Origin of the sequence: Agreia sp. Leaf283, assembly GCF_001422485.1 — a bacterium.
In the GTDB taxonomy this organism is placed as follows: Bacteria; Actinomycetota; Actinomycetes; order Actinomycetales; family Microbacteriaceae; genus Agreia.
The window spans coordinates 28,730-48,376 of sequence record NZ_LMNF01000003.1; the positions used below are offsets into that span (position 1 = coordinate 28,730).

The following is a 19,647-nucleotide window of genomic DNA, read 5'->3' on the forward strand; positions in this document are numbered from 1 at the left end:
AATCTGTAGCGCATGGATGCTCGCATACTGGTCGTCGACGATGACACCGCCCTGGCAGAGATGATCGGCATCGTTCTGCGCGCCGAAGGATTCGAGCCGGTGTTCTGTGCCGACGGCGCGGAGGCGCTCGGCATCTTCCGCGAGTCGAAGCCCGACCTCGTTCTGCTCGACCTCATGCTCCCCGGTCTCGACGGCATCGAGGTCTGCAGGCTCATCCGCGCGGAGTCCGGAACGCCGGTGATCATGCTCACGGCGAAGGCCGACACCACCGACGTGGTGAAGGGGCTCGAGGCGGGGGCCGACGACTACGTCGTCAAGCCGTTCAATCCCAAAGAACTCGTGGCACGCATCCGCACCCGCCTGCGGCCCAGCGCCGCCGGCTCGCCGGAGCTTCTTCAGGTCGGCGACCTCGAGCTCGATGTCGCCGGGCACGAGGTGCGCCGGGGCGACGCGCGCATCGGACTCACCCCTCTCGAATTCGATCTCCTCCACGCCCTGGCCGCCAAGCCGCAGCAGGTCTTCACCCGCGAGATGCTGCTCGAACAGGTCTGGGGCTACCACTACAAGGCCGACACCCGACTGGTGAACGTGCACGTGCAGCGCCTGCGCGCCAAGGTCGAGGAAGATCCCGACAACCCGCGCATCGTCATGACCGTTCGTGGCGTCGGCTACCGGGCGGGTCAGGTCACGTAGCGACCCGTGTCGACAGACAGCATCGCCACCGTCGAAGGGCGCCGCACGAGCCGCATAGGCCCGACGATCGTGCGGGAGTGGCGCACCTGGCCCATGCAGATCGCGCGCGGCTGGCGGCGATCGCTGCAGTTCCGCACCATCGTGATCACGGTGGCGCTCTCGGCCGTGGCCCTGTCGGCCACGGGTGCGTTCGTGTCGACGAGCATCAGCAACGACCTCTTCAACTCGCGACTCGACCAGGTGCTCATCGAATCGAAGCGCGCTGCGACGGCGGCGCAGAAGATCTTCGACTCGTCCGACGTGACCGGGCAGGCAGCCAGCCTGTCGCTGCAGAACTCGGTGAAGAACGCCATCACCGCATCGACGTCGTCGCGGCTGGTGGCGCTGTACGTGACGCCGGGAAAGGAGTCCGATCCGAACACCGCGATCTCCTTCACCGCGCTCAAGCTGGTCGACGTCATAACGCCGGAACTGCGCTCCCAGGTGTCCTCCGGCAGCGACGACCAGTCTCAGTACTGGCAGTCCGTCTCGCTCGGTGACGGGCAGAGCTCGTCGGTGCCCGGAATCGTCGTGGGCACGCCTCTCTCGGTTCCGGGCTCGGGCGAGTTCGAGCTGTATCTCGGCTACGACCTCGCCGAGGCCGACCGCACACTCGTGTTCGTCCAGCAGATCCTCCTCATCGCGGCCCTCGCGCTGAGCCTGCTGATCGGCGTGATCGCCTGGGTCGTCGTGCGACTCGTCGTCGAGCCGATCCGGGTGGCCGCCGAGACCAGTGAGAAGCTCGCCGCGGGCGAGCTCGAGGTGCGCATCCCCGAGAAGGGCGACGACGTGATCACGACGCTGGCGAGATCCTTCAACGGCATGGCCGACAGCATCCAGTCGCAGATCACCCAGCTGGCCGATCTCTCGAGGGTGCAGCAGCGATTCGTGTCGGATGTCTCGCACGAGCTGCGCACGCCCCTCACCACGATCAGATTGGCCGGCGACGTGCTGTTCGATCAACGCGACTCCTTTCCGCCCGCGACGTCGCGCACGGCCGAGCTGCTGCACACGCAGACGGAGCGCTTCGAGCTGCTGCTCGGCGACCTGCTCGAGATCAGCCGGTTCGACGCCGGCTCCGCCGAGCTCGAGACCGAGCCGGCCAGCCTCGTGCACCTCGTGGAGGGCTCCATAGACGAGATGAGCCAGCTGGCGCAGCAGGCGGGCAGCGAACTGCGGCTCGTCGCGCTGGGCGGGTACTTCGAGGCCGACATCGACGCGCGACGCATCCGGCGCATCGTGCGCAACCTTCTCGGCAATGCGATCGAGCACGGCGAGGGGCGCCCCATCATCGTGTCGATCGACAGCACGGCCACGGCCGTCGCGCTCGCGGTTCGCGATTACGGAATCGGTATGACCCCCGAGTCTGCCGCCCGGGTCTTCGACAGGTTCTGGCGAGCCGACCCGTCGCGCAAACGCACCATCGGCGGCACGGGGCTCGGCCTCGCGATCTCTCTCGAAGACGCGGCGCTGCACGGGGGAGAGCTCGAACTGTGGAGCGAGCCAGGCGCCGGCACGTGCTTCCGGCTGACCCTGCCGCGCATCAAGGGCAGACCGATCGGCGTCTCGCCGCTGCCGCTGCCGCCACTCGATGCCGACGGCGAGGCGCAGACGCACAACGCGTTCGACGAGCAGGCCTTCAACGGAGACAAGTCATGATGCGTTCACGCTCCCGCGCCCTGATCGCCGCGATGGCATCGCTGACCGTGCTGCTCCTCGCCGGATGCGTGGGCATCCCCAGTTCCGGTCCTGTGGAGAAGGGCGACGCGCTCTCGACCACCGACGAGATCGACATCATCTTCCAGCCCTCGGGCCCCGGCGTCGACGAGAGCCAGGAGGACATCCTCAATGGATTCATCCGCGCCGCGCTGAACCCCCTGAACAACTTCGCGGTCGCGAGGTCGTTCCTCAGCAAGAGCTTCTCCGACGACTGGAAGCCCGACGCCGGAGTCACGATCGACCAGAGCGGCCGCAGCACCCAGGCGGTGTCGGAGACCTCGATCGACCTGAAGGTCAGCCCCATCGCCACCGTCGACGCCGACGGGGAGTACAGCACCGTGCCCGCCGCGGCCCCGGTCACCCGCAGCTACACCTTCGTGCAGGAGGACGGCCAGTGGCGCATCAACACGGCGCCCGACGGCATCGTGATGCTCGCCACCGAATTCGCCGAGGTCTACAACTCGTATCCCCTCTACTTCTTCGACCCGAGCTACCAGCGTCTGGTGCCCGACGTGCGCTGGTTCCCGCGCGTCGCATCCAATACCGGAACGCGCATCGCGCGCGCCCTGATCAACGGCCCCTCCGCCTGGCTCGACGGTGCCGTGGTCACCGCATTCCCCGAGGGAACGGGAGTGACGAGCGTTCCTGTCGACGCCGGACTCGCATCCGTCGACCTGTCAGGGCCCGTTCTCGACTCGAGCGAGGCGACGCTCGAGCGAATGCAGGTTCAGCTCCGGGCGAGTCTGCTCACCCTGAGCGGCGTGTCGACCGTGCGCCTGACCGTCGATTCCACCGAGGTTCCTCTGGCCACCTCGGGCGACGCGGCGCCCATCACGAGTCCTCGCGTCGACAGTCGCGCGCTCGTGTTGCGCTCGGGGCAGTTCGGCTTCTTCACCGGCAGTTCGCTCACGCCGATCGAGGGCATCAGCGATGACGTGGCGTCGCTCGCGGCCACGTCGATCGCGTTCTCCGACTCGGTTCCCGGCCTGCAGCTCGCCGCGGTGGGAACGGCCGCCGGCGTGTACGCGGCAGCCCCCTCGTCGACGCCCGGTCTCGTCGACGACCGCCCCGGCCTCATCGAGCCGAGCCTCGACCCCGAGGGGTTCGTGTGGACGGTTCCGCGTGGGTCGCCGCTCGACGTCCGGGTCGCCGCGGGCGGACGAACGCCGTCGAGCTTCACGGCCACGTGGGATGGCGCGAGCGAGATCGTGTCGCTCGACGTCTCGCGCGACGGCGCCCGGGTGCTCGCATTCCTCACGATGGATGGCGAGCCCCGTCTCGTGGTCGCGTCGGTCATCCGCGATAAAGACGGCACGCCCACGGGGCTCGGCGAGCCCGTCGACCTGGCCGAAGGGCCCGGCACGGCGGTGGATGCGACGTGGGTCGACTCCCTGTCGGTCGCGTCGGCGACGCTCACCGCCTCAGGCGACAACGCGATCGTGCAGCAGCAGATCGGCGGCACGACGACGCAGCTGGCCGACGCGTCGGATGTGGTGTCGCTCGTCGGCTCGAACGACGTCGTCGGGTTGCGTGTGCTCGCCTCCGACGGCACGATCCTGCAGCAGAGCGCCAACACGTGGCAGGTGCGCGCCGCCGATGTGGCGCTGCTGGCCACGCAGTACTGAGACCGCTCCGCACAGCCGCCGGGCGAGCCTTTCTCTCCGCAGAGACCACCGGACCGGGCGAGCTGAGCCGGGTGCCCGCCAGGCTGGGGTCATGGATGCCCGTGGCCCGATCTCGACGGCGCTCTTAGACGGTCTCGCCGTGCTTCTGCCCGTGGAGTGCGCCGGGTGCGGCGCGACCGACAGAGGGGTCTGCGACGCCTGTCGGGCGGCGCTCCAGCCACCCGAGCGGGCCGGCCGACACCTGATGACCCCGCCCGATGCCGGAGGGGCGGCAGACGGGCGCGGTCTTCCCCTGTGGTTCGCTGTCGACTATGCCGGGGTGCCCAAGGCGGCGCTGCACGCGCTCAAAGAAAGCAGTCGCGTCGATACCGCGAAGCCACTCGGGCGACTCCTCGGGGTCGCCGTGACGCAGGCGGTCACCGCCCTCGAACCCGGCCTGCCGTCGGGTGCCGTGCTCGAGACCCTCGTCGTCCCCTCGTCGCGCGGTGCCTTCCGACTGCGCGGGTACAACCCCGTCGAGTCGCTCCTTCGATGGGCGGGGCCGCAGCCTCGCCGGGCCACCGGGCTCCGCTACGTGCGCGCTCCCCGAGACCAGGCATCCCTCGGCGCCGAGGAGCGGTGGGCCAACCTGCAGGGCTCGGTCGAGGCGGTTCGGCAGAGGCTCTCGGGGCGTCATCTGCTGCTCGTCGACGACGTGGTGACGACAGGCGCGACCCTGCTCGAATGCCGTCGTGCAGCCGAGGCCGGAGGCGCCATCGTGTGGGGTTCGGCAGCTCTCGCCCATACAGCAAAAGTCAAGAGAACAAACAGTGAATTACACGGTGACTTAGTCAGCCGGCAGGTCTACGGTGGGGGAAAAGGCGCGGAATCCAATCGCCCTCGACTCGGGCGCCGCGTCTTGGACTAGGAGAGATCGCCTTGGAAATCAACATCACCGGACGAAACCTAGGAATCACCGATCGGTTTCGGGATTACGCGACAGAGAAGGCCGAGAAGGTCGAGCATCTCGCCGACAAGGCCCTCGCACTCGAGGTCAAACTCTGCCGCCACAACTCGGCCACGGCGTCGCCGGGCGACGACCGGGTCGAACTCACGCTGATCGGTCCTGGCCCCATCGTGCGGGCGGAGAGCGCAGCGAGCGACAAGTACGCGGCGTTCGATCTCGCCCTCGCGAAACTCATGGAGCGCGTGCGCCGCGCCAAAGATCGAAAGAAGGTGCATCGGGGCAAGCATCGCCCGGTCTCCTTGCGCGAGGCATCTACGGGCGGCTTCTCGGTCATCGACATCACACCGGCCGACGTCGAGGTCCTCAACAGCGTCGACAGCACCGGAGCCGTCAAGCCGCGGGCCGAAGAGCCCGACCAGCCGAGCTACTCCGAAGACGACGACTACACCGAGTACACGCCCGTCGTCATACGAGAGAAGGTGTTCCCCGCCGCGCCGATGACGGTCGACGACGCCCTCTACTACATGGAGCTCGTGGGCCACGACTTCTACCTCTTCATCGACGCCGACAGCCTGCGCCCCAGCGTGGTCTACCGTCGCAAGGGCTGGGAGTACGGCGTGATCGGGCTCGACGACCAGGCGACGGATGCCGACGGCACAGTCGCCGCGGCCGCTGCGGCCGGAGCGTCGGCGCGATAGACGCTCGAACGCAGCCTGCCTGACGAAGGCCCGGCCCCGCACAGGGTCGGGCCTTCGTGGTGTTCGGCCGGGATTCAGGCGCAGTTCCGGTGACGCACAGGCAAGGCAGGCTAGAATTGCTGGGATTGTCGGCCAAATGCGCCGCGATATCAGCAGTAGGAGACTCTCTGTGGCTTCAGTTCTTGAAAAGGTTCTCCGTGTCGGTGAAGGCCGTATTCTTCGCAGACTCGAGAGCTACGCGAAGGCGATCAACGCCCTCGAAGACGGGTTCAAAGACCTCACTGACGAGGAATTGAAAGAAGAGACGCCTGCCCTGCGCAAGCGCTACGAAGACGGCGAAAGCCTCGACCACCTGCTGCCCGAGGCCTTCGCGGCCGTTCGAGAGGCTGCCCGCCGCACGCTTGGCCTGCGACACTTCGACGTTCAGCTCATGGGTGGTGCGGCGCTGCACCTCGGCAACATCGCCGAGATGAAGACCGGTGAGGGCAAGACCCTCGTCGCCACGCTGCCGGCCTACCTCAACGCGCTCACCAGCAAGGGTGTGCACGTCGTCACGGTCAACGACTACCTCGCGAGCTACCAGTCAGAGCTGATGGGCCGCGTCTTCCGTGCCCTCGGCATGACCACGGGCGTCATCCTGTCTGGCCAGACGCCGGCCGAGCGCCGCGTTCAGTACGAGGCCGACATCACCTACGGCACGAACAACGAGTTCGGCTTCGACTACCTGCGCGACAACATGGCGTGGCAGGCCAGTGACATGGTGCAGCGCGGTCACAACTTCGCCGTGGTCGACGAGGTCGACTCCATCCTCATCGACGAGGCGCGCACCCCGCTCATCATCTCCGGTCCCGCCTCCGGCGAAGCCAACCGCTGGTTCACCGAGTTCGCCGGCATCTCGACCCGGCTCGTCATCGACGAAGACTACGAGGTAGACGAGAAGAAGCGCACCGTCGGAATCCTCGAGCCCGGCATCGAGAAGGTCGAAGACTACCTCGGCATCGACAACCTCTACGAGTCGGCGAACACACCGCTCATCTCGTTCCTGAACAACGCCATCAAGGCGCGCGCGCTCTTCAAGAAAGACAAGGACTACGTCGTTCTCAACGGCGAGGTGCTGATCGTCGACGAGCACACCGGCCGCATCCTCGCCGGCCGCCGCTACAACGAGGGCATCCACCAGGCGATCGAGGCCAAAGAGGGCGTGGCCGTCAAGGCCGAGAACCAGACGCTCGCCACGGTCACCCTGCAGAACTACTTCCGTCTCTACGACAAGCTGTCGGGCATGACGGGTACCGCCGAGACCGAGGCGGCCGAGTTCATGTCGACCTACAAGCTCGGTGTGGTCGCCATTCCCACGAACCGCAAGATGCAGCGCATCGACCAGTCCGACCTCGTCTACAAGAACGAGCAGGCCAAGTTCGACCAGGTCGTCGAGGACATCGCCCTGCGCCATGAGAAGGGCCAGCCCGTTCTCGTGGGAACCACGAGCGTCGAGAAGAGCGAATACCTCTCCCGTCTGCTCGCCAAAAAGGGCATCCGGCACGAGGTGCTCAACGCCAAGAACCACGCTCGCGAGGCCGCGATCGTCGCTCAGGCGGGTCGTCTCGGCTCCGTCACCGTCGCCACCAACATGGCTGGTCGTGGAACAGACGTGATGCTCGGCGGAAACGCCGAGTTCCTCGCCGTCGCCGAGATGAACTCACGCGGTCTCAGCCCCATCGACACCCCCGACGAGTACGAGGCCGAATGGGATGCGGTGTTCGCGAAGGTCAAGTCCGACGTTCAAGAAGAGGCCGACAAGGTCGTCGAAGCCGGCGGCCTCTACGTTCTCGGAACAGAGCGGCACGAGTCGCGCCGCATCGACAACCAGCTGCGCGGTCGCTCCGGCCGACAGGGAGACCCTGGGGAGAGCCGCTTCTACCTGTCGCTCACCGACGACCTGATGCGCCTATTCAATGCGGGTGCCGCCGAGAGCCTCATGGGCCGCAGCAACGTTCCCGACGACCTCGCGATCGAGTCCAAGGTCGTCTCCCGCGCCATCCGCAGCGCCCAGTCGCAGGTCGAGGGCCGCAACGCCGAGATCCGCAAGAACGTTCTGAAGTACGACGACGTTCTGAACCGCCAGCGCGAGGCGATCTACTCCGACCGCCGCCACATCCTCGAGGGCGAAGACCTTCAGGAGCGTGCGCAGAAGTTCCTGGTCGACGTCGTCGACGACGTCATCGACACCCACGCCGGTTCCGGCACGGGCGACGACTGGGACTTCGACGCCCTGTGGACCGAGCTCAAGACGCTGTACCCCGTGTCGATCACCATCGACGAGGTCGTCTCCGAGGCCGGCGGCAGCAAGGGCCGCATCGACCGCGCCTTCGTGCGTCGCGAGATCCTCTCGGACGCGCAGCTCGCCTACAAGAACCGTGAGGAGACCCTCGGAGAGACCGCCATGCGCGAGCTCGAGCGTCGTGTCGTGCTCTCGGTCATCGACCGCCGCTGGCGCGATCACCTCTACGAGATGGACTACCTGAAAGACGGCATCGGCCTGCGCGCCATGGCGCAGCGCGACCCGCTGGTCGAGTACCAGCGGGAGGGCTTCGCCCTGTTCCAGTCGATGATGGGCCAGATCCGCGAAGAGACCGTCGGCTTCCTCTTCAACCTCGACGTGCAGGTCAACACTCCTGCCGGCGAGGTCGACGCTCCTGTCGTTCAGGCCAAGGGCCTCGAAGACTCGACGGCCACCGAGAAGCTCAGCTACTCGGCTCCGAGCGACTCGGGCGGAGTCGAGGTGCGCAACCAGAAGGGCCAGATCGAGCAGGCCGCCACGGCCCGCGCGAAGAAGGCCGAAGAGGAGTCCGCTCCCGTCGCGTCCGCGTTCTCCCGTGGAGCCTCGGCTCCGGCGGCCGCCCCGGCGGCATCCGGTCAGCAGGGCGCAAAGCGGCCCGCCGCGGGCCCGCAGGCCAAGCGCCCCGCCAATGCCCCGGCTGCCAACAACCGCGCCGACCGCCGCAAGCAGGGCAAGAAGAAGTAGCCGCCGCCGTTCCCTGAGCTTGTCTCAGAGCGCCCGTTCCCTGAACTTGTCGAAGGGCGCCGCTTCGACAGGCCCTTCGACAGGCTCAGGGAACGACGCGTCAGAGCACGTTGATCGCGCTTGCGCGCCAGCGCTTGTCGAGTCCCTCTAAGCGAATGGCGACGGCTCTGGTGCGCGCTTTTCCGTGCACGATCACGACCCCCTCCACTACGCCGTCTGCCGGCTCGCACGTGATCGTGTTGCCGATGCGGAACGATGGCCGGCCGACGGGTGTGCCCCGAGCTTGTCGTGCCCGGGTAGCCAGCACCACGCGTTTCAGCAGGTGGCGATAGACGTCGTCGGCGACCCAGCGCGAGAGCTGGTCGAGGTCGCGTGCGCCGGCCAGTACCTCGAGTACGCAGCGAGCGAGATTCTCCATAAGCGGCACCGGGTTCGGCAGCGACGAGGTCGAGGTGGGCTGCGCGTCGAAGTACTCGGGATGCGGGCGCTCGGGCGGCTCGGATATCGGTGAGTCTGGCGCGAGGGGAGGAACGGCGCGCAGCGTTACTGCGTGCTGCGGGTCGACTAGAGGGGTCGTCGACTGTGCGGTGCGGGGACTCTGCATGGTGTCTTCTCTGGCGAAACGGACGAATGAGACGTCGAAAGCTGCGTGAGCAGGGCGCTGAGGCGTGCGTGAGCGCGCCGCAGTGACTTCGGTGCGTCGAGCGCCTGTTCTTGTCCCCATCCAGGCGAGCGATGCACTGTCAGTGGCTGGCAGTGATGCATGTCCCCCGCATGGGGGATCTTTGGATACTCAACCAGTTTTAGAGTCATGGTGTCTATAAGCCTTTCTGCCCTGTGGACAGATTTCACCCGGGTGCGCGATCACCCGTTACCGTTCCTGCTATGCGATGGGACAACCTGTTCTCCGATCTCGAGAGCCAGCTCGAGTACGGTCTTCACGCCGAGGAGAACGATCTTCACGACGAAGAGGAGCGGCTGCGGCTCGGCCGGCTCACGCTGAGAGACCGCCTGCTGCAGCTGGCGAGTGTCTCGGAGCGAGGGGCGAACTACTCGATCTCGTTCGTTCTGTTGGGCGGCGGCACCCTGTCGGCGATGGTGAAGACGATCGGAAAAGACTGGTTCGCGGCCGACCTCGACCCGAGGGCGTCGGGTGGCGCGCGACGGCAGCAGCAGTGCATCGTGCCTCTCACCGCAGTGCAGGGGCTGTCGCTCACGAAGCGGCAGATCCGCCACTCGCTCGAGCCCCGACCGTCGCACGAGGGCGCCGGTGCGATCACCGACAGGCTCGGGCTCGCTTTTCTTCTCAGAGACCTCTGCCGCAGGCGCACCGCAGTCGAGGTGGTGCTGGCGACCGAGTCGGTGTTCGGCACCATCGACCGGGTCGGTCGCGATCATTTCGATATCGCCGTGCACGACGCCACATCGTCGCGTCGCGACGTCGAGGTCGTGGGCTATCGCCTCATCGCGTTCGACTGTGTCGCGCTCTTCAGGGTGTGATTCTCAGCGTGTGACCCTTAGCGCCTGATGATTCGGCCGTCGGACAGCTCGGGCAGCGGTGCGACGTCGGACTGCTGCCACAGACTGAGGCGGCGGCTCTCCTCGTACATCGCGTCGATGTACGACTCGAGAACGAGTCGCTCGATGCGCCAATGCCCGGCGGCTCCCACCTTGATGGCCGGCAGCTCGCCCGATCGAACCAGGGCGTAGACCTGCCTCGCCGAGACGTTCAGCACCTCTGCCGTGTCGGCAAGGGTGAGGAAGCGACCGAGGCGATCGGGCGAAGCGGGATCGTTCATTCCTCAATTATGAAACCGGCGCGATGCATCCTGCAGGCCTGTGGATAACTTTCCCACGGCGCCGCGAACCTTGGCACCATGTGCGTATGGACCGCCCCGCTGAACGCCTGCGAACGCATCGAAGGTTCTTCGTCGACCCTCGGTTTCTCATCGGAATCACGCTCGTCGTGGTCGCTGCGGTCGGCGTCACCTGGCTCGTCGCCACTGTTGACGAGACGACCGACGTCTATGTCGCGTCGTCCACGATCAATACGGGTGAACGACTCACCGTCGACGATCTGGCGGTCGCTCATGTGAGGCTCGGTTCGGCGGCCGATCGCTATCTCAGGCCCGACGACGTTCCGGCGGAGGGGGCCGTCGTCGTGCGAGCCATCAAACGGGGTGAACTGGTGCCGAGCGCGTCGGTGGGCGCTGCTCGGTCTGTCGACGAGGCGCAGGTGGTCGTCACGGTGTCCGGTCCGGTTCCGTCGATCGTCGACACATCCTCCCGGGTCACCCTTTGGGCCTCGGCCGCGTCCGACTCCGGTTCGGTGTTCGAGGCTCCCGTGGTCCTCGTCGCCCAGGCCGAGGTCGTCTCGGTCGTCGAATCGGCCGGGCTCGTCGCATCCGGCACCGACGTGCAGGTCGAATTGCGTGTTCCGCGCGAGTCCGTCGCATCCGTTCTCGAGGCCATGGCCAACGGTGCCGCGCTGGCAATCGTGCCCGACGACGAGCCGCTCGTCGAGAAATGAGCCCGGTGCTGACACTTCTGACCTGCCTCGACGACACGGCGGGCGACCGGCTGATCCAGCAGATCTCCTTCGCAGGACACGACATCGTCGCGCGGCTCGACACCGCGCACGATCTGGTGTCCGCCATTCGGGGTCGCACCCCCGATGGCATCGTCGTGTCCGCCACGAGGCGCCATCTGACGCTCGACGTACTCGCAGAGGCCGACGATGCCGGCATCCGCATGGTGGCGGTCGCGGCCGACGACGCCGAGAGGCGCTACGCGCTGTCGCTCGGGCTCTTCGAGGTGGTCGATGCACGCGCATCGTGGAACGACATCGAGGCCCTGTTGCGCGGGGGAGTCGCCGTGCCTCGCGCCCCGTCTCCTGACGGCGAGGTGGGCACCGTGATCGCCGTGTGGGGCCCTGCAGGTGCCCCGGGCCGCACGACCGTGGCCATCCAGCTCGCCGCCGAACTCGCGTTCAGGGGCAGAACCGTGGCTCTGGTCGACGCGGACACCTACGGCGGAGCGATCGCCCCGAGCCTGGGCATGCTCGATGAGTCACCGTCGTTCGCGGCGGCCTGTCGACTGGCCTCGAGAGACAGCCTCACCCTGGCCGAACTGGAGCGCATCGCGTCGCGCTACACCTCGCCGCGGTCGGCGTTCTGGATCCTCAGCGGAATCGGGCGGGCCTCGCGGTGGCCCGAACTCGGCGCCGATCGTGTGACGACGGTGCTGAGCACGTGCCGCCAGTGGGTCGACTACGTGGTCGTCGACACGGGGTTCAATCTCGAGACAGACGAGGAGATCTCGAGCGACATGTTCGCCCCGAGACGCAACGCAGCGACGCTTGCGGCACTGCGTCAGGCCGACAGGGTGGTGGCCGTGGGCTCAGCAGACCCGATCGGACTGTCGCGGTTCCTGCGTGCCCACGTCGACCTGCTCGAGCAGGTCGAGACGGCCGAGATCTCGGTGGTGATCAATCGCCTGCGCGCGAGCTCGGTCGGCAGCAATGCGCAGCATCAGGTGCAGCAGACTCTGGGCCGCTTCGGCGGGCTCGATGACGCCGTGTTCCTTCCGCTCGACACGGCGGGTGTCGATGCGGCCGTGCTTGCGGGAAAGACCGTGCTCGACGCTGCCCCTCGTTCACCGGTCCGTACTGCCATCGCGCAGCTGGTCGATCGCAGCATCATTGCGCCGTCGCCGCTGGGCACATCGAGACGAGAGGCACGACAGGCGGCACGGCAGGAGCAGAGGGGTGGGCCGCTGCAGATGCTTCGCGCGCGTCGCCTAGGCTAGGCAGGTGTCGACGCTCAGTGATCTCGTACTTGCCCAAGGCCGTTCCTCCGAGGCCGATGTCGAGTGGCTGCATCTGCTCGTGAGCGACTGGCAGTTGCTCGCCGACCTCGCGTTCGCCGACATCGTGCTCTGGGTTCCCACGGCCGACGACTCGTTCCTGGCCGTTGCGCACGCCCGGCCGTCGAGCTCGGCCACGCTGTTCTACCGCGACTTCGTGGGCCAGAAGATCAAGCCGGAATGGAACACCCAGGTCACCGAAGCGTTCCGCAACTCGGTCATCGTCGATACGGCCGCGCCCGACTGGTACGAGGAGACGCCCACGCGGGTGCGCGCCGTTCCCGTGCTGCGCCGGCTCGCTCCGAACGACCGCCAGACCACCGACCACCCGATCGCGGTGATCACCCGCCACACGAACCTCAGCGAGACGCGCACCCCCAGCCGTCAGGAACTCACGTTCAACGAGTGCGCCAACGACCTGTTCGCCATGATCGGCACCGGCGATTTCCCCGACCTGGGCGCGCCGACCGGACCTCGACGAGGCGCCCCCCGCGCATCCGACGGCCTGATCAGACTCGATGCCGACGGCATCGTCACCTTCGCCAGCCCCAACGGCCTGTCCGCGTTCAACCGCATGGGTTTCCCCGAAGAGCTCGAGGGCCAGTCCCTGGCCGAGGTCACGACCGCCCTCCTCGGCGGGCGGCTCGAGGTCGACGAGTCACTGCCGCTGGTCGTCACCGGCCGAGCCCCGTGGCGCACGGACATCGAGGCGAAGGGTGTCACCGTGTCGCTGCGCGCGATTCCGCTGCGCCTGCAGGGCACGCGCTTCGGCGCCATCGTTCTCTGCCGCGACGTGACCGAGCTCAGGCACACCGAGCGCGAGCTCATTACAAAAGACGCGACGATCCGCGAGATCCACCACCGGGTCAAGAACAACCTGCAGACCGTCGCGTCGCTGCTGCGCATCCAGGCGCGGCGCACGCACTCCGAAGACGCCAAAGACGCTCTCACGCAGGCCATGCGTCGCGTCGCCGCGATCGCCGTCGTGCACGACACCCTCTCGGAGGGGCTCAACCAGCGCGTCGACTTCGACGAGGTCTTCGACCGTGTGCTGCTGCTCGTCGCCGAGGTCGCCTCGGCCCACAACACCACGGTGCACCCGAAGTCAAGTGGAAGCTTCGGCATCCTGCCGAGCGAGTACGCCACACCCCTCGCCCTCGCCCTCACCGAACTCGTGACGAACGCGGTGGAGCACGGGCTGGCCGGCCAGGAGGGGCAGGTCGAGATCGTCGCCACCCGCTCGGAGGAGAACCTGACCGTCGAGGTGCGCGACAACGGCACCGGACTGCCCGAGGGCAAGGTGGGCTCAGGTCTGGGAACCCAGATCGTGCGCACCCTGATTCAGGGAGAGCTCGGCGGAACGATCGACTGGCACACCATGGTGGGGTCGGGAACGGTCGTCACGATCGAGATCCCGTTCCGCTGGCTCACGAAGCCCTAGCGCGGTTCCGGCGCATCCGGTCGCCCGCACGCACCACGTCGCCCGAGTCACAAAGTCGCCCGCGCAAACAAACGAACCGCGGATTCTCTGTGCTGGTCGCGGGTAAGTACGACTCGCACGAGAATCCGCGGCTCGCGGATGTGGTGCTGTTTAGCGTCTAGGAGGCGCGGCGCGCGCGTGCGGCGCGACGCTTGAGGGCGCGGCGCTCGTCTTCGCTGAGGCCACCCCACACGCCCGAGTCCTGACCGGTCTCGAGGGCGTACTGCAGGCAGATCTCGGTGACCGTGCATCGTGCACAGACGGTCTTGGCCTTGTCGATCTGGTCGACGGCCGGGCCGGTGTTGCCTACGGGGAAGAACAGCTCGGGGTCTGCGGTGAGGCAGGCTGCTTTGTCGCGCCAATCCATGGGGGTGCTCCTTATAGTGCGGAAGCTTCGGCTGCCCTACGAGTGTAGAAAGAGGGCTCGGCCTAAGATTCGGGTGAGGGTCAATGGCACAGGGACTGCTGCAGAAAGAAATCTGCATGCGCCCACGTCACTGTGAGCAACATTGACCTCAAATATGGTCGCATACTGGTAATTGCAAATCAAGACTTTTCTAGGGGTAACGGCTGTGAGTGAACCGCTGAATTCGAAGCCAAATTCGGGTGAACAGGCACCGGATCCGTCGTCGCGACGACCGATTCTGTTGGTCGCGCTCTCAGTTGTGCTCGCCGCCGAGGCCCTCCTCGCGACCGGTGTGACGGTGTGGCTCGTCATCGAACTGCTCACGGCAACGCCCGATTCCTTCGCCTCGGCTGTCGTGATTCTGCTCCTCGCGGCCGGTCTCGCATGCGCGCTGTGGGCGATGGTCGTCGGGCTGCTCCGTCGGCAGACCTGGGTGCGCGGCGCGGCGCTGACGTGGCAGCTTCTGCAGATCGCCGTGGCGATCGGATGCTTCCAGGGCGTCTTCGCCGTGCCGTCGCTCGGGTGGGCGCTCCTGATTCCGGCCGCCATCGCCATCCTGCTGCTGATGAGCCCGCCCGTCGTCGCGGCCACCCGCCGCGTCTCCTAGGCGCCCCGCCTCGACGGGCCGATCAGGTTCGCAGGATCGACGTCATCTTCTTGCCCCGGCCGACCTCGTCGACCAGCTTGTCCATGTAGCGGATCTTCTGCATCAACGGATCGTCGATCTCTTCGACCCGGATGCCGCAGATCACGCCCGTGATGAGCGACGCGTTCGGGTTGAGGGCCGGCGCATCGTCGAAGAACTGCTCGAACGTGACCTCATCGGAGATGGCCTTCTCGAGCTGCTCCTGGCTGTAGCCGGTGAGCCAGCGGATGACCAGGTCGACGTCGGACTTCTGCTGGCCTTTGCGCTCGGCCTTCGCCACATAGTGCGGGTAGACGCTCGCGAAGCTCGTTGTGAAGATGCGGTGTTGCACGGGGCGGCCCCTTTCGGTTCAGCTGTCGATGCCGAGCTTCTTGCGCAGCGAGGCCACGTGGCCGGTGGCCTTGACGTTATAGAGGGCGAGGGTGATGACGCCGTTCTCGTCGAGCACGAAGGTCGATCGGATGACTCCCGTGACCGTCTTGCCGTACAGCGACTTCTCGCCCCACGTGCCATATGCCTCGTGCACGGCCTTGTCGGGGTCGGAGAGGAGCGGGAACGTGAGGTTCTGGTGTTCCTTGAAGGCGGCCAGTTTCGCGGGCTTGTCGCGCGATACACCGAGCACCTGGTAGCCGGCGGCCTCGAGTGAGTTGAGGCTGTCGCGGAAGTCGCACGCCTGGGTGGTGCAGCCGGGGGTGTCGGCCTCGGGGTAGAAGTAGACGATCGTCTTCTGCCCACGGAAGTCGCTGAGCGACACCTCCACGCCGTCCTGGTCGAGGAGCGTGAACTCCGGTGCGGGTGTTCCCGCGGACAGTCGCGAAACGGTGTCGGTCATGGTTCTCCTCTGGTCGAACGAGCGTCGCACGACGCTCTCATCTCATGGTAGTGTTTTCCCTCGGCGCCGCAGTTTCGCGCCAAGGCACCTCTAGCTCAATTGGCAGAGCAACTGACTCTTAATCAGTGGGTTCCGGGTTCAAGTCCCGGGGGGTGCACCGCAAGCCCGGAGTTCCTACGAACTCCGGGCTTTTTTCGATTCTGACGCACGTGGCGCACGAAGAAGCCCGGGGTCGCAGGACCCCGGGCTTCTCTAGTGCCTGGCTACTGCCTTGGCGTCAGTCCCAGTTCACCACCGGGTTGTCAGACGCCATGTCGACCGAGGGGGTTCCGAGGGCCGGGGCGAAGTAGATCGAGCAGCGCCCGGTCGCTCCATCCTTCGTGCAGTCGGCCTCGACCGACGGCGAGCCGATGTACTCGCCCTCGACCAGCGTGGGATTGTCGTAGCTCGGCGTCGCCTCGAGGGAGTCGAGCGTCGCGTTCGAGTCGGCGCTGAGGCTGCGGGTGATGGTGCCGTCGGCGAGCTGCGTGCCGTCGCTGATGGTCGCAGGCAGATCGATGCCACAGCCGGCGGCCAACGTGGTCGACGCGATGCAGGCGTCGACCGCTGCCCTCACGAGACCGCGGAACTGCTGCAGGGCCTCTTCGGTGAGCGCGGGCTTGATCTGCGACGTGTCGGCCGATTCATACGGCTCCGTGATCGTCACCGTGGTGGGGCCGGAGAGCGTGAAGTTCTTCAGCGAGGTGGCCAGCTCGTACGTGCCGGGGAACACCTCCACCGATTCCGCGTCGACCTCTACACCGTTGATCGTGAGTCCCAGACCGTCGAAGGGCTCGGTGTAGATCGAGCCGGTGCCTCCGCTGATCTCCCACTTTCCGTCGTCGTCGTAGTCGGACGTGCTGAAGGTGGTGGTGATGGGCTCGCCGTTCAGCATGTACGTCGCCGTGACATCGGCCGAACCGCTTTCGCCCTTCGTCTCGGGAACGTCGATCTCGGTGATCGGTGCCAGCTCGGCCGACGCCGCGAGGGCCTCGTCGGTGAGCAGCGTCGAATCGTTCGGAGGCGAGCTGAGGTAACCGAGCGCGGTCTTGGCGTCGCCGTCGGCGATGGCCGTGAGATAGTCGGTCACGGCGTCTGAGGGCGATGACGCCTGTGCCTTGGGCTCTTCGCCACCCCCGCCGCCTCCGCCGCCGGCCATTCCGCCGATGCGCGAGATACCGAAGACGACGCCGACCACCAGAAGCACGACCACGAGAATCGCACCGCCGATGATTCCGATCAGGGCGCCCGTGCCGAGCTTGCGCTTGGGTCCCTTCGGCGCCGCGTAGCCTGCGGTGGGCTGAGCGCCGTACTGCGGTGCTCCGTTTTGCGGTGCTCCATACTGCGGCGCACCGTTCTGGGGAGCGCCGTTCTGAGGTGCTCCGTTCTGCGGTGCTCCGTACTGGGGCGCGCCGGGGGCCTGGGGCGGCGCCGAGGGCGGCACGTACTGCCCGCCCGCGTACGGCGGCTGCTGCGGTGCCTGAGGCGCGGACGGTGCCTGCGGGGGCGCGGCGGGAGCCTGCGGAGGCGCTGACGGTGCGTGCGGCGGCGCGGCGGGTGCCTGCGGAGGCGCTGACGGTGCCTGCGGCGGCGCGGCGGGAGCCTGCGGAGGTGTAACCGGCGCGGACGGCGCCTGCGGCACATCCGGCGCCTTCGGTGTCTCGGGAGCGGGCGGCACCTGCTGTGCGTCGGGCGCGTCAGGCGCCTCCGGCTGCGCCGGGGCGCCGGGGAATGCGGGGAGCGGGGGAGTGCCCTGTTTGTCTTCGGCCCTGTCGTCGTTGTCGCTCATGGGTTCCTTCGTCGTTACGGAATGGGCTGTGCGTTCGGGCACACGGGCGAGCGCCGCGACATCGATCGCTCGATATCGCGACAAGCTCGTCACCCCCCAGTCTGGTGCCAGACGAAGTCGATTGCAGCCCTCAACGCGGCGAGCCCCTCTGGACGGTCGAGATCGAACTGGTATTCGTGCGGCAGCGGGGGAGTGAGATCGTCGGGCCAGAACAGCCGCGTCACGTCGACGCCCAGCGACTCCAAGCGATCGGCGAACGGCTTCGCCTGGCCGTCGGTCAGGGGGTCGCCGTTGCCTCCGCTGATGAATGTCGGAGGAAACGCCGCGGTCGCCCGGTGCATCATCGACATCTGCCCGAGCAACGGCGACGTGGCGAAGCGACGGCCGCCCACGTAGGCGTGCAGGGCTGTTCGGTTGCCCCATCCGACGATGCCCGTCGCGGTCAGCAGGCCCTCCAGGTGGTAGATGCCGCAGTGCAGGATCACACCGCGCAGCTGGTGTGCCGCAAGACCGGGCCGGATGCCGAGCTCGGCCGCATAGGCCGGGTCGGTGATGGCGGTGGCCAGCTGGCTCGAGAGCTGGGCGCCCGCCGAGTCGCCGGCGAGCACGATGCGGTCGGGGTCGATGTGCAGCGCGTCGGCGTTCGCGACGAGATAGGCGTGGGCGTCGTTCAGCTGGTGCACGGCGGTGGGATAGCGGCTCGCGGGGCCTCGGGAGTAGTCCACGCTCACCACCGTGAAGCCCGCCGCGGCGAGCAGCTCGAAGTAGGGCGCCGCGTTCGCGCGGCCGCCCGAGATCCACGCGCCGCCGTGCGTCCAGACCACGGTCGGAAGGCCGGCCGACGCGCCCGACGGGTGGTAGACATCCAGAAGCGCGTGCTGGTCGTGCGGCCGATACCGGATGCCGGTGGCCCGGTCGACCCCGCCCGGTGCGTGGGCCTGCAGGGCCTTCAAGACGCGCGCCCCGTCTTTCTCGAAGACATATCGCACGAGTATCGCCGACGGCCACGGGCTCAGTTTCCACGCGGAGATCGCGGCCGCAGTGACGGCTCCGATGACGACCGCCGCCGTTCCGACGCGGGCGCGTGTGCGTCGATGGGTCATTGCAGGGCTCCCGTGATCGTGTCGGTGATGATGTCGCGCATATCGGAGTCGTCGATCGAGGAGTCACCGTCGCCGGCTTGCAGCCCGTAGTCGCCGAAGGCCGCGTGGTTGGCTCCCTCGATCTCGACGAAGGTCGTGTCTGCGGGCAGCGCCTTCGCGTTGGCGTCGATCTTGGCGGGCGTGCTCAGCCCGTCGGCGCTTCCAGAAAGCGAGACGACGGTCAGCTCGGAGTCGGAGAGGTTGTTGGCGCAGTACGACCCGAAGAGAACGAGCCCCTTCACATCAGGAGAGTCGGCGTACATGCACGCCTTCACCCCGCCCAGGGAGTGCCCGCCCACGAACCAGTCGGAGACGTCGGGCGCGAGTGAAGTGAAGGCCGAGAGAGGCCGCGTCTCGAACAGCCCGAAATTGAGGAACGGGCGCACGATCACGACCGTGTATCCGGCATCGACGAGGCCCGACAGTTTGTAGGCGTAGGCGACGGGTTCGATCTTGGCGCCCGCGATGAAGACGAGGCCCTCGCCGTTCGCGTCGGAGGCGGGAGCCATGACGACCGAGTCTCGCGAGTAGTCGAGGGAGATCGCCGGGTCATCTGCCACCTCGGCGAGAGGCTCGCGCTCGGCGGCGGATGTGACGTTGGCGTAGACGAGAAAACCGCTCGCACCCACGACGATCGCGGCGACGAGAACGGCGGCGGTGGCGCGCAGCGCGCCGCGACGGCGAGAAGTCATGGGGCCAATTCT

At 67.2% G+C, this 19,647-nt stretch carries 19 protein-coding genes and 1 tRNA gene; 12 read left to right on the forward strand and 8 right to left on the reverse strand.

What is annotated here, in order from left to right; genetic code table 11:
• The first annotated feature begins 12 nt into the window (after positions 1–12).
• The 6 genes from mtrA (at position 13) to secA (ending at position 8,745) form a co-directional block, all read left to right on the forward strand.
• Positions 13–693, forward strand: a complete 681-nt coding sequence (mtrA, locus tag ASF51_RS13755) for an MtrAB system response regulator MtrA (protein WP_055930972.1) — start codon at positions 13–15, stop codon at positions 691–693.
• Between the two features lie 6 nt (positions 694–699).
• Positions 700–2,391, forward strand: coding sequence for an MtrAB system histidine kinase MtrB (gene mtrB / locus ASF51_RS13760; RefSeq protein WP_326941729.1), 1,692 nt, complete (start codon positions 700–702; stop codon positions 2,389–2,391).
• Positions 2,388–4,076 carry a GerMN domain-containing protein gene (locus tag ASF51_RS13765; RefSeq protein WP_055930975.1) on the forward strand — a complete coding sequence of 563 codons (1,689 nt, stop codon included), beginning with the start codon at positions 2,388–2,390 and terminating at the stop codon, positions 4,074–4,076. Before mtrB ends, ASF51_RS13765 begins: the two co-directional genes overlap by 4 nt.
• A 91-nt stretch (positions 4,077–4,167) precedes the next feature.
• Positions 4,168–4,983, forward strand: coding sequence for a ComF family protein (locus tag ASF51_RS13770; protein WP_157412165.1), 816 nt, complete (start codon positions 4,168–4,170; stop codon positions 4,981–4,983).
• 11 nt (positions 4,984–4,994) lie between these two features.
• Positions 4,995–5,720 (forward strand): ribosome hibernation-promoting factor, HPF/YfiA family, encoded by a 726-nt coding sequence (gene hpf, locus ASF51_RS13775; RefSeq protein ID WP_055930979.1) that lies wholly within the window; start codon positions 4,995–4,997, stop codon positions 5,718–5,720.
• Positions 5,721–5,889: 169 nt separating this feature from the next.
• A complete protein-coding gene (gene secA / locus ASF51_RS13780) occupies positions 5,890–8,745 on the forward strand; it encodes a preprotein translocase subunit SecA (protein WP_055930983.1) in 2,856 nt (951 codons plus the stop codon).
• A 100-nt stretch (positions 8,746–8,845) separates the two neighbouring features.
• On the opposite strand, the gene ASF51_RS13785 is transcribed toward secA, so the two are convergent.
• A complete protein-coding gene (locus ASF51_RS13785; protein WP_235497261.1) occupies positions 8,846–9,349 on the reverse strand; it encodes an Rv3235 family protein in 504 nt (167 codons plus the stop codon).
• 281 nt (positions 9,350–9,630) lie between these two features.
• Here ASF51_RS13785 and ASF51_RS13790 point away from each other — a divergent pair, with 281 nt between their 5' ends.
• Complete coding sequence (locus tag ASF51_RS13790; protein ID WP_055930986.1) at positions 9,631–10,245, forward strand: hypothetical protein; 615 nt, start codon at positions 9,631–9,633, stop codon at positions 10,243–10,245.
• A gap of 17 nt (positions 10,246–10,262) precedes the next feature.
• Here the strand turns inward: ASF51_RS13790 and ASF51_RS13795 are convergent, their stop codons facing one another.
• Positions 10,263–10,544: a helix-turn-helix domain-containing protein gene (locus tag ASF51_RS13795; protein ID WP_055930989.1), complete on the reverse strand. Its 282-nt coding sequence runs from the start codon at positions 10,542–10,544 to the stop codon at positions 10,263–10,265.
• 86 nt (positions 10,545–10,630) lie between these two features.
• Here ASF51_RS13795 and ASF51_RS13800 point away from each other — a divergent pair, with 86 nt between their 5' ends.
• Genes ASF51_RS13800 through ASF51_RS13810 form a run of 3 tightly spaced genes read left to right on the forward strand, consistent with a single transcriptional unit; the run spans position 10,631 to position 14,050 of the window.
• Entirely contained in the window at positions 10,631–11,275 is a 645-nt protein-coding gene (locus tag ASF51_RS13800) for a flagella basal body P-ring formation protein FlgA (RefSeq protein ID WP_055930993.1), read from the forward strand.
• A gap of 5 nt (positions 11,276–11,280) precedes the next feature.
• Positions 11,281–12,552: a P-loop NTPase gene (locus tag ASF51_RS13805; RefSeq protein ID WP_157412166.1), complete on the forward strand. Its 1,272-nt coding sequence runs from the start codon at positions 11,281–11,283 to the stop codon at positions 12,550–12,552.
• A 4-nt stretch (positions 12,553–12,556) separates the two neighbouring features.
• Positions 12,557–14,050: a sensor histidine kinase gene (locus ASF51_RS13810; RefSeq protein ID WP_055930996.1), complete on the forward strand. Its 1,494-nt coding sequence runs from the start codon at positions 12,557–12,559 to the stop codon at positions 14,048–14,050.
• A 157-nt stretch (positions 14,051–14,207) separates the two neighbouring features.
• Here the strand turns inward: ASF51_RS13810 and ASF51_RS13815 are convergent, their stop codons facing one another.
• On the reverse strand, positions 14,208–14,456 hold the full coding sequence (locus ASF51_RS13815; RefSeq protein WP_044442296.1) for a WhiB family transcriptional regulator: 249 nt from the start codon (positions 14,454–14,456) through the stop codon (positions 14,208–14,210).
• Positions 14,457–14,736: 280 nt separating this feature from the next.
• On the opposite strand from ASF51_RS13815, the gene ASF51_RS13820 reads away from it, so the two are divergent.
• The gene (locus ASF51_RS13820; protein WP_235497262.1) at positions 14,737–15,102 is read left to right on the forward strand and encodes a hypothetical protein; all 366 of its coding nucleotides are present in this window, start codon (positions 14,737–14,739) and stop codon (positions 15,100–15,102) included.
• 22 nt (positions 15,103–15,124) lie between these two features.
• On the opposite strand, the gene ASF51_RS13825 is transcribed toward ASF51_RS13820, so the two are convergent.
• A complete protein-coding gene (locus tag ASF51_RS13825) occupies positions 15,125–15,472 on the reverse strand; it encodes a DUF2200 domain-containing protein (protein ID WP_055930999.1) in 348 nt (115 codons plus the stop codon).
• Between the two features lie 18 nt (positions 15,473–15,490).
• A complete protein-coding gene (bcp, locus tag ASF51_RS13830; protein WP_055931006.1) occupies positions 15,491–15,973 on the reverse strand; it encodes a thioredoxin-dependent thiol peroxidase in 483 nt (160 codons plus the stop codon).
• A gap of 84 nt (positions 15,974–16,057) precedes the next feature.
• On the opposite strand from bcp, the gene ASF51_RS13835 reads away from it, so the two are divergent.
• Positions 16,058–16,130 (forward strand) — tRNA-Lys (locus ASF51_RS13835).
• A 120-nt stretch (positions 16,131–16,250) separates the two neighbouring features.
• On the opposite strand, the gene ASF51_RS19435 is transcribed toward ASF51_RS13835, so the two are convergent.
• From ASF51_RS19435 to ASF51_RS13850, 3 genes are all read right to left on the reverse strand, one after another.
• Entirely contained in the window at positions 16,251–17,801 is a 1,551-nt protein-coding gene (locus tag ASF51_RS19435; RefSeq protein ID WP_055931007.1) for a hypothetical protein, read from the reverse strand.
• Between the two features lie 89 nt (positions 17,802–17,890).
• Positions 17,891–18,904 (reverse strand): alpha/beta hydrolase, encoded by a 1,014-nt coding sequence (locus ASF51_RS13845; RefSeq protein WP_055931010.1) that lies wholly within the window; start codon positions 18,902–18,904, stop codon positions 17,891–17,893.
• Positions 18,901–19,635, reverse strand: a complete 735-nt coding sequence (locus tag ASF51_RS13850) for an alpha/beta hydrolase (protein WP_055931013.1) — start codon at positions 19,633–19,635, stop codon at positions 18,901–18,903. The genes ASF51_RS13845 and ASF51_RS13850 overlap by 4 nt, the downstream gene beginning before the upstream one ends.
• Positions 19,636–19,647: the final 12 nt, after the last annotated feature.

Excerpts from the sequence above, each read along its gene's own strand:
- mtrA (WP_055930972.1), top strand. The coding sequence starts at position 13 with ATGGATGCTCGCATACTGGTCGTCGACGATGACACCGCCCTGGCAGAG.
- ASF51_RS13765 (WP_055930975.1), top strand. The coding sequence starts at position 2,388 with ATGATGCGTTCACGCTCCCGCGCCCTGATCGCCGCGATGGCATCGCTG.
- ASF51_RS13770 (WP_157412165.1), top strand. The coding sequence starts at position 4,168 with ATGGATGCCCGTGGCCCGATCTCGACGGCGCTCTTAGACGGTCTCGCC.
- ASF51_RS13785 (WP_235497261.1), bottom strand. The coding sequence starts at position 9,349 with ATGCAGAGTCCCCGCACCGCACAGTCGACGACCCCTCTAGTCGACCCG.
- ASF51_RS13790 (WP_055930986.1), top strand. The coding sequence starts at position 9,631 with ATGCGATGGGACAACCTGTTCTCCGATCTCGAGAGCCAGCTCGAGTAC.
- ASF51_RS13795 (WP_055930989.1), bottom strand. The coding sequence starts at position 10,544 with ATGAACGATCCCGCTTCGCCCGATCGCCTCGGTCGCTTCCTCACCCTT.
- ASF51_RS13800 (WP_055930993.1), top strand. The coding sequence starts at position 10,631 with ATGGACCGCCCCGCTGAACGCCTGCGAACGCATCGAAGGTTCTTCGTC.
- ASF51_RS13815 (WP_044442296.1), bottom strand. The coding sequence starts at position 14,456 with ATGGATTGGCGCGACAAAGCAGCCTGCCTCACCGCAGACCCCGAGCTG.
- bcp (WP_055931006.1), bottom strand. The coding sequence starts at position 15,973 with ATGACCGACACCGTTTCGCGACTGTCCGCGGGAACACCCGCACCGGAG.
- ASF51_RS19435 (WP_055931007.1), bottom strand. The coding sequence starts at position 17,801 with ATGAGCGACAACGACGACAGGGCCGAAGACAAACAGGGCACTCCCCCG.
- ASF51_RS13845 (WP_055931010.1), bottom strand. The coding sequence starts at position 18,904 with ATGACCCATCGACGCACACGCGCCCGCGTCGGAACGGCGGCGGTCGTC.
- ASF51_RS13850 (WP_055931013.1), bottom strand. The coding sequence starts at position 19,635 with ATGACTTCTCGCCGTCGCGGCGCGCTGCGCGCCACCGCCGCCGTTCTC.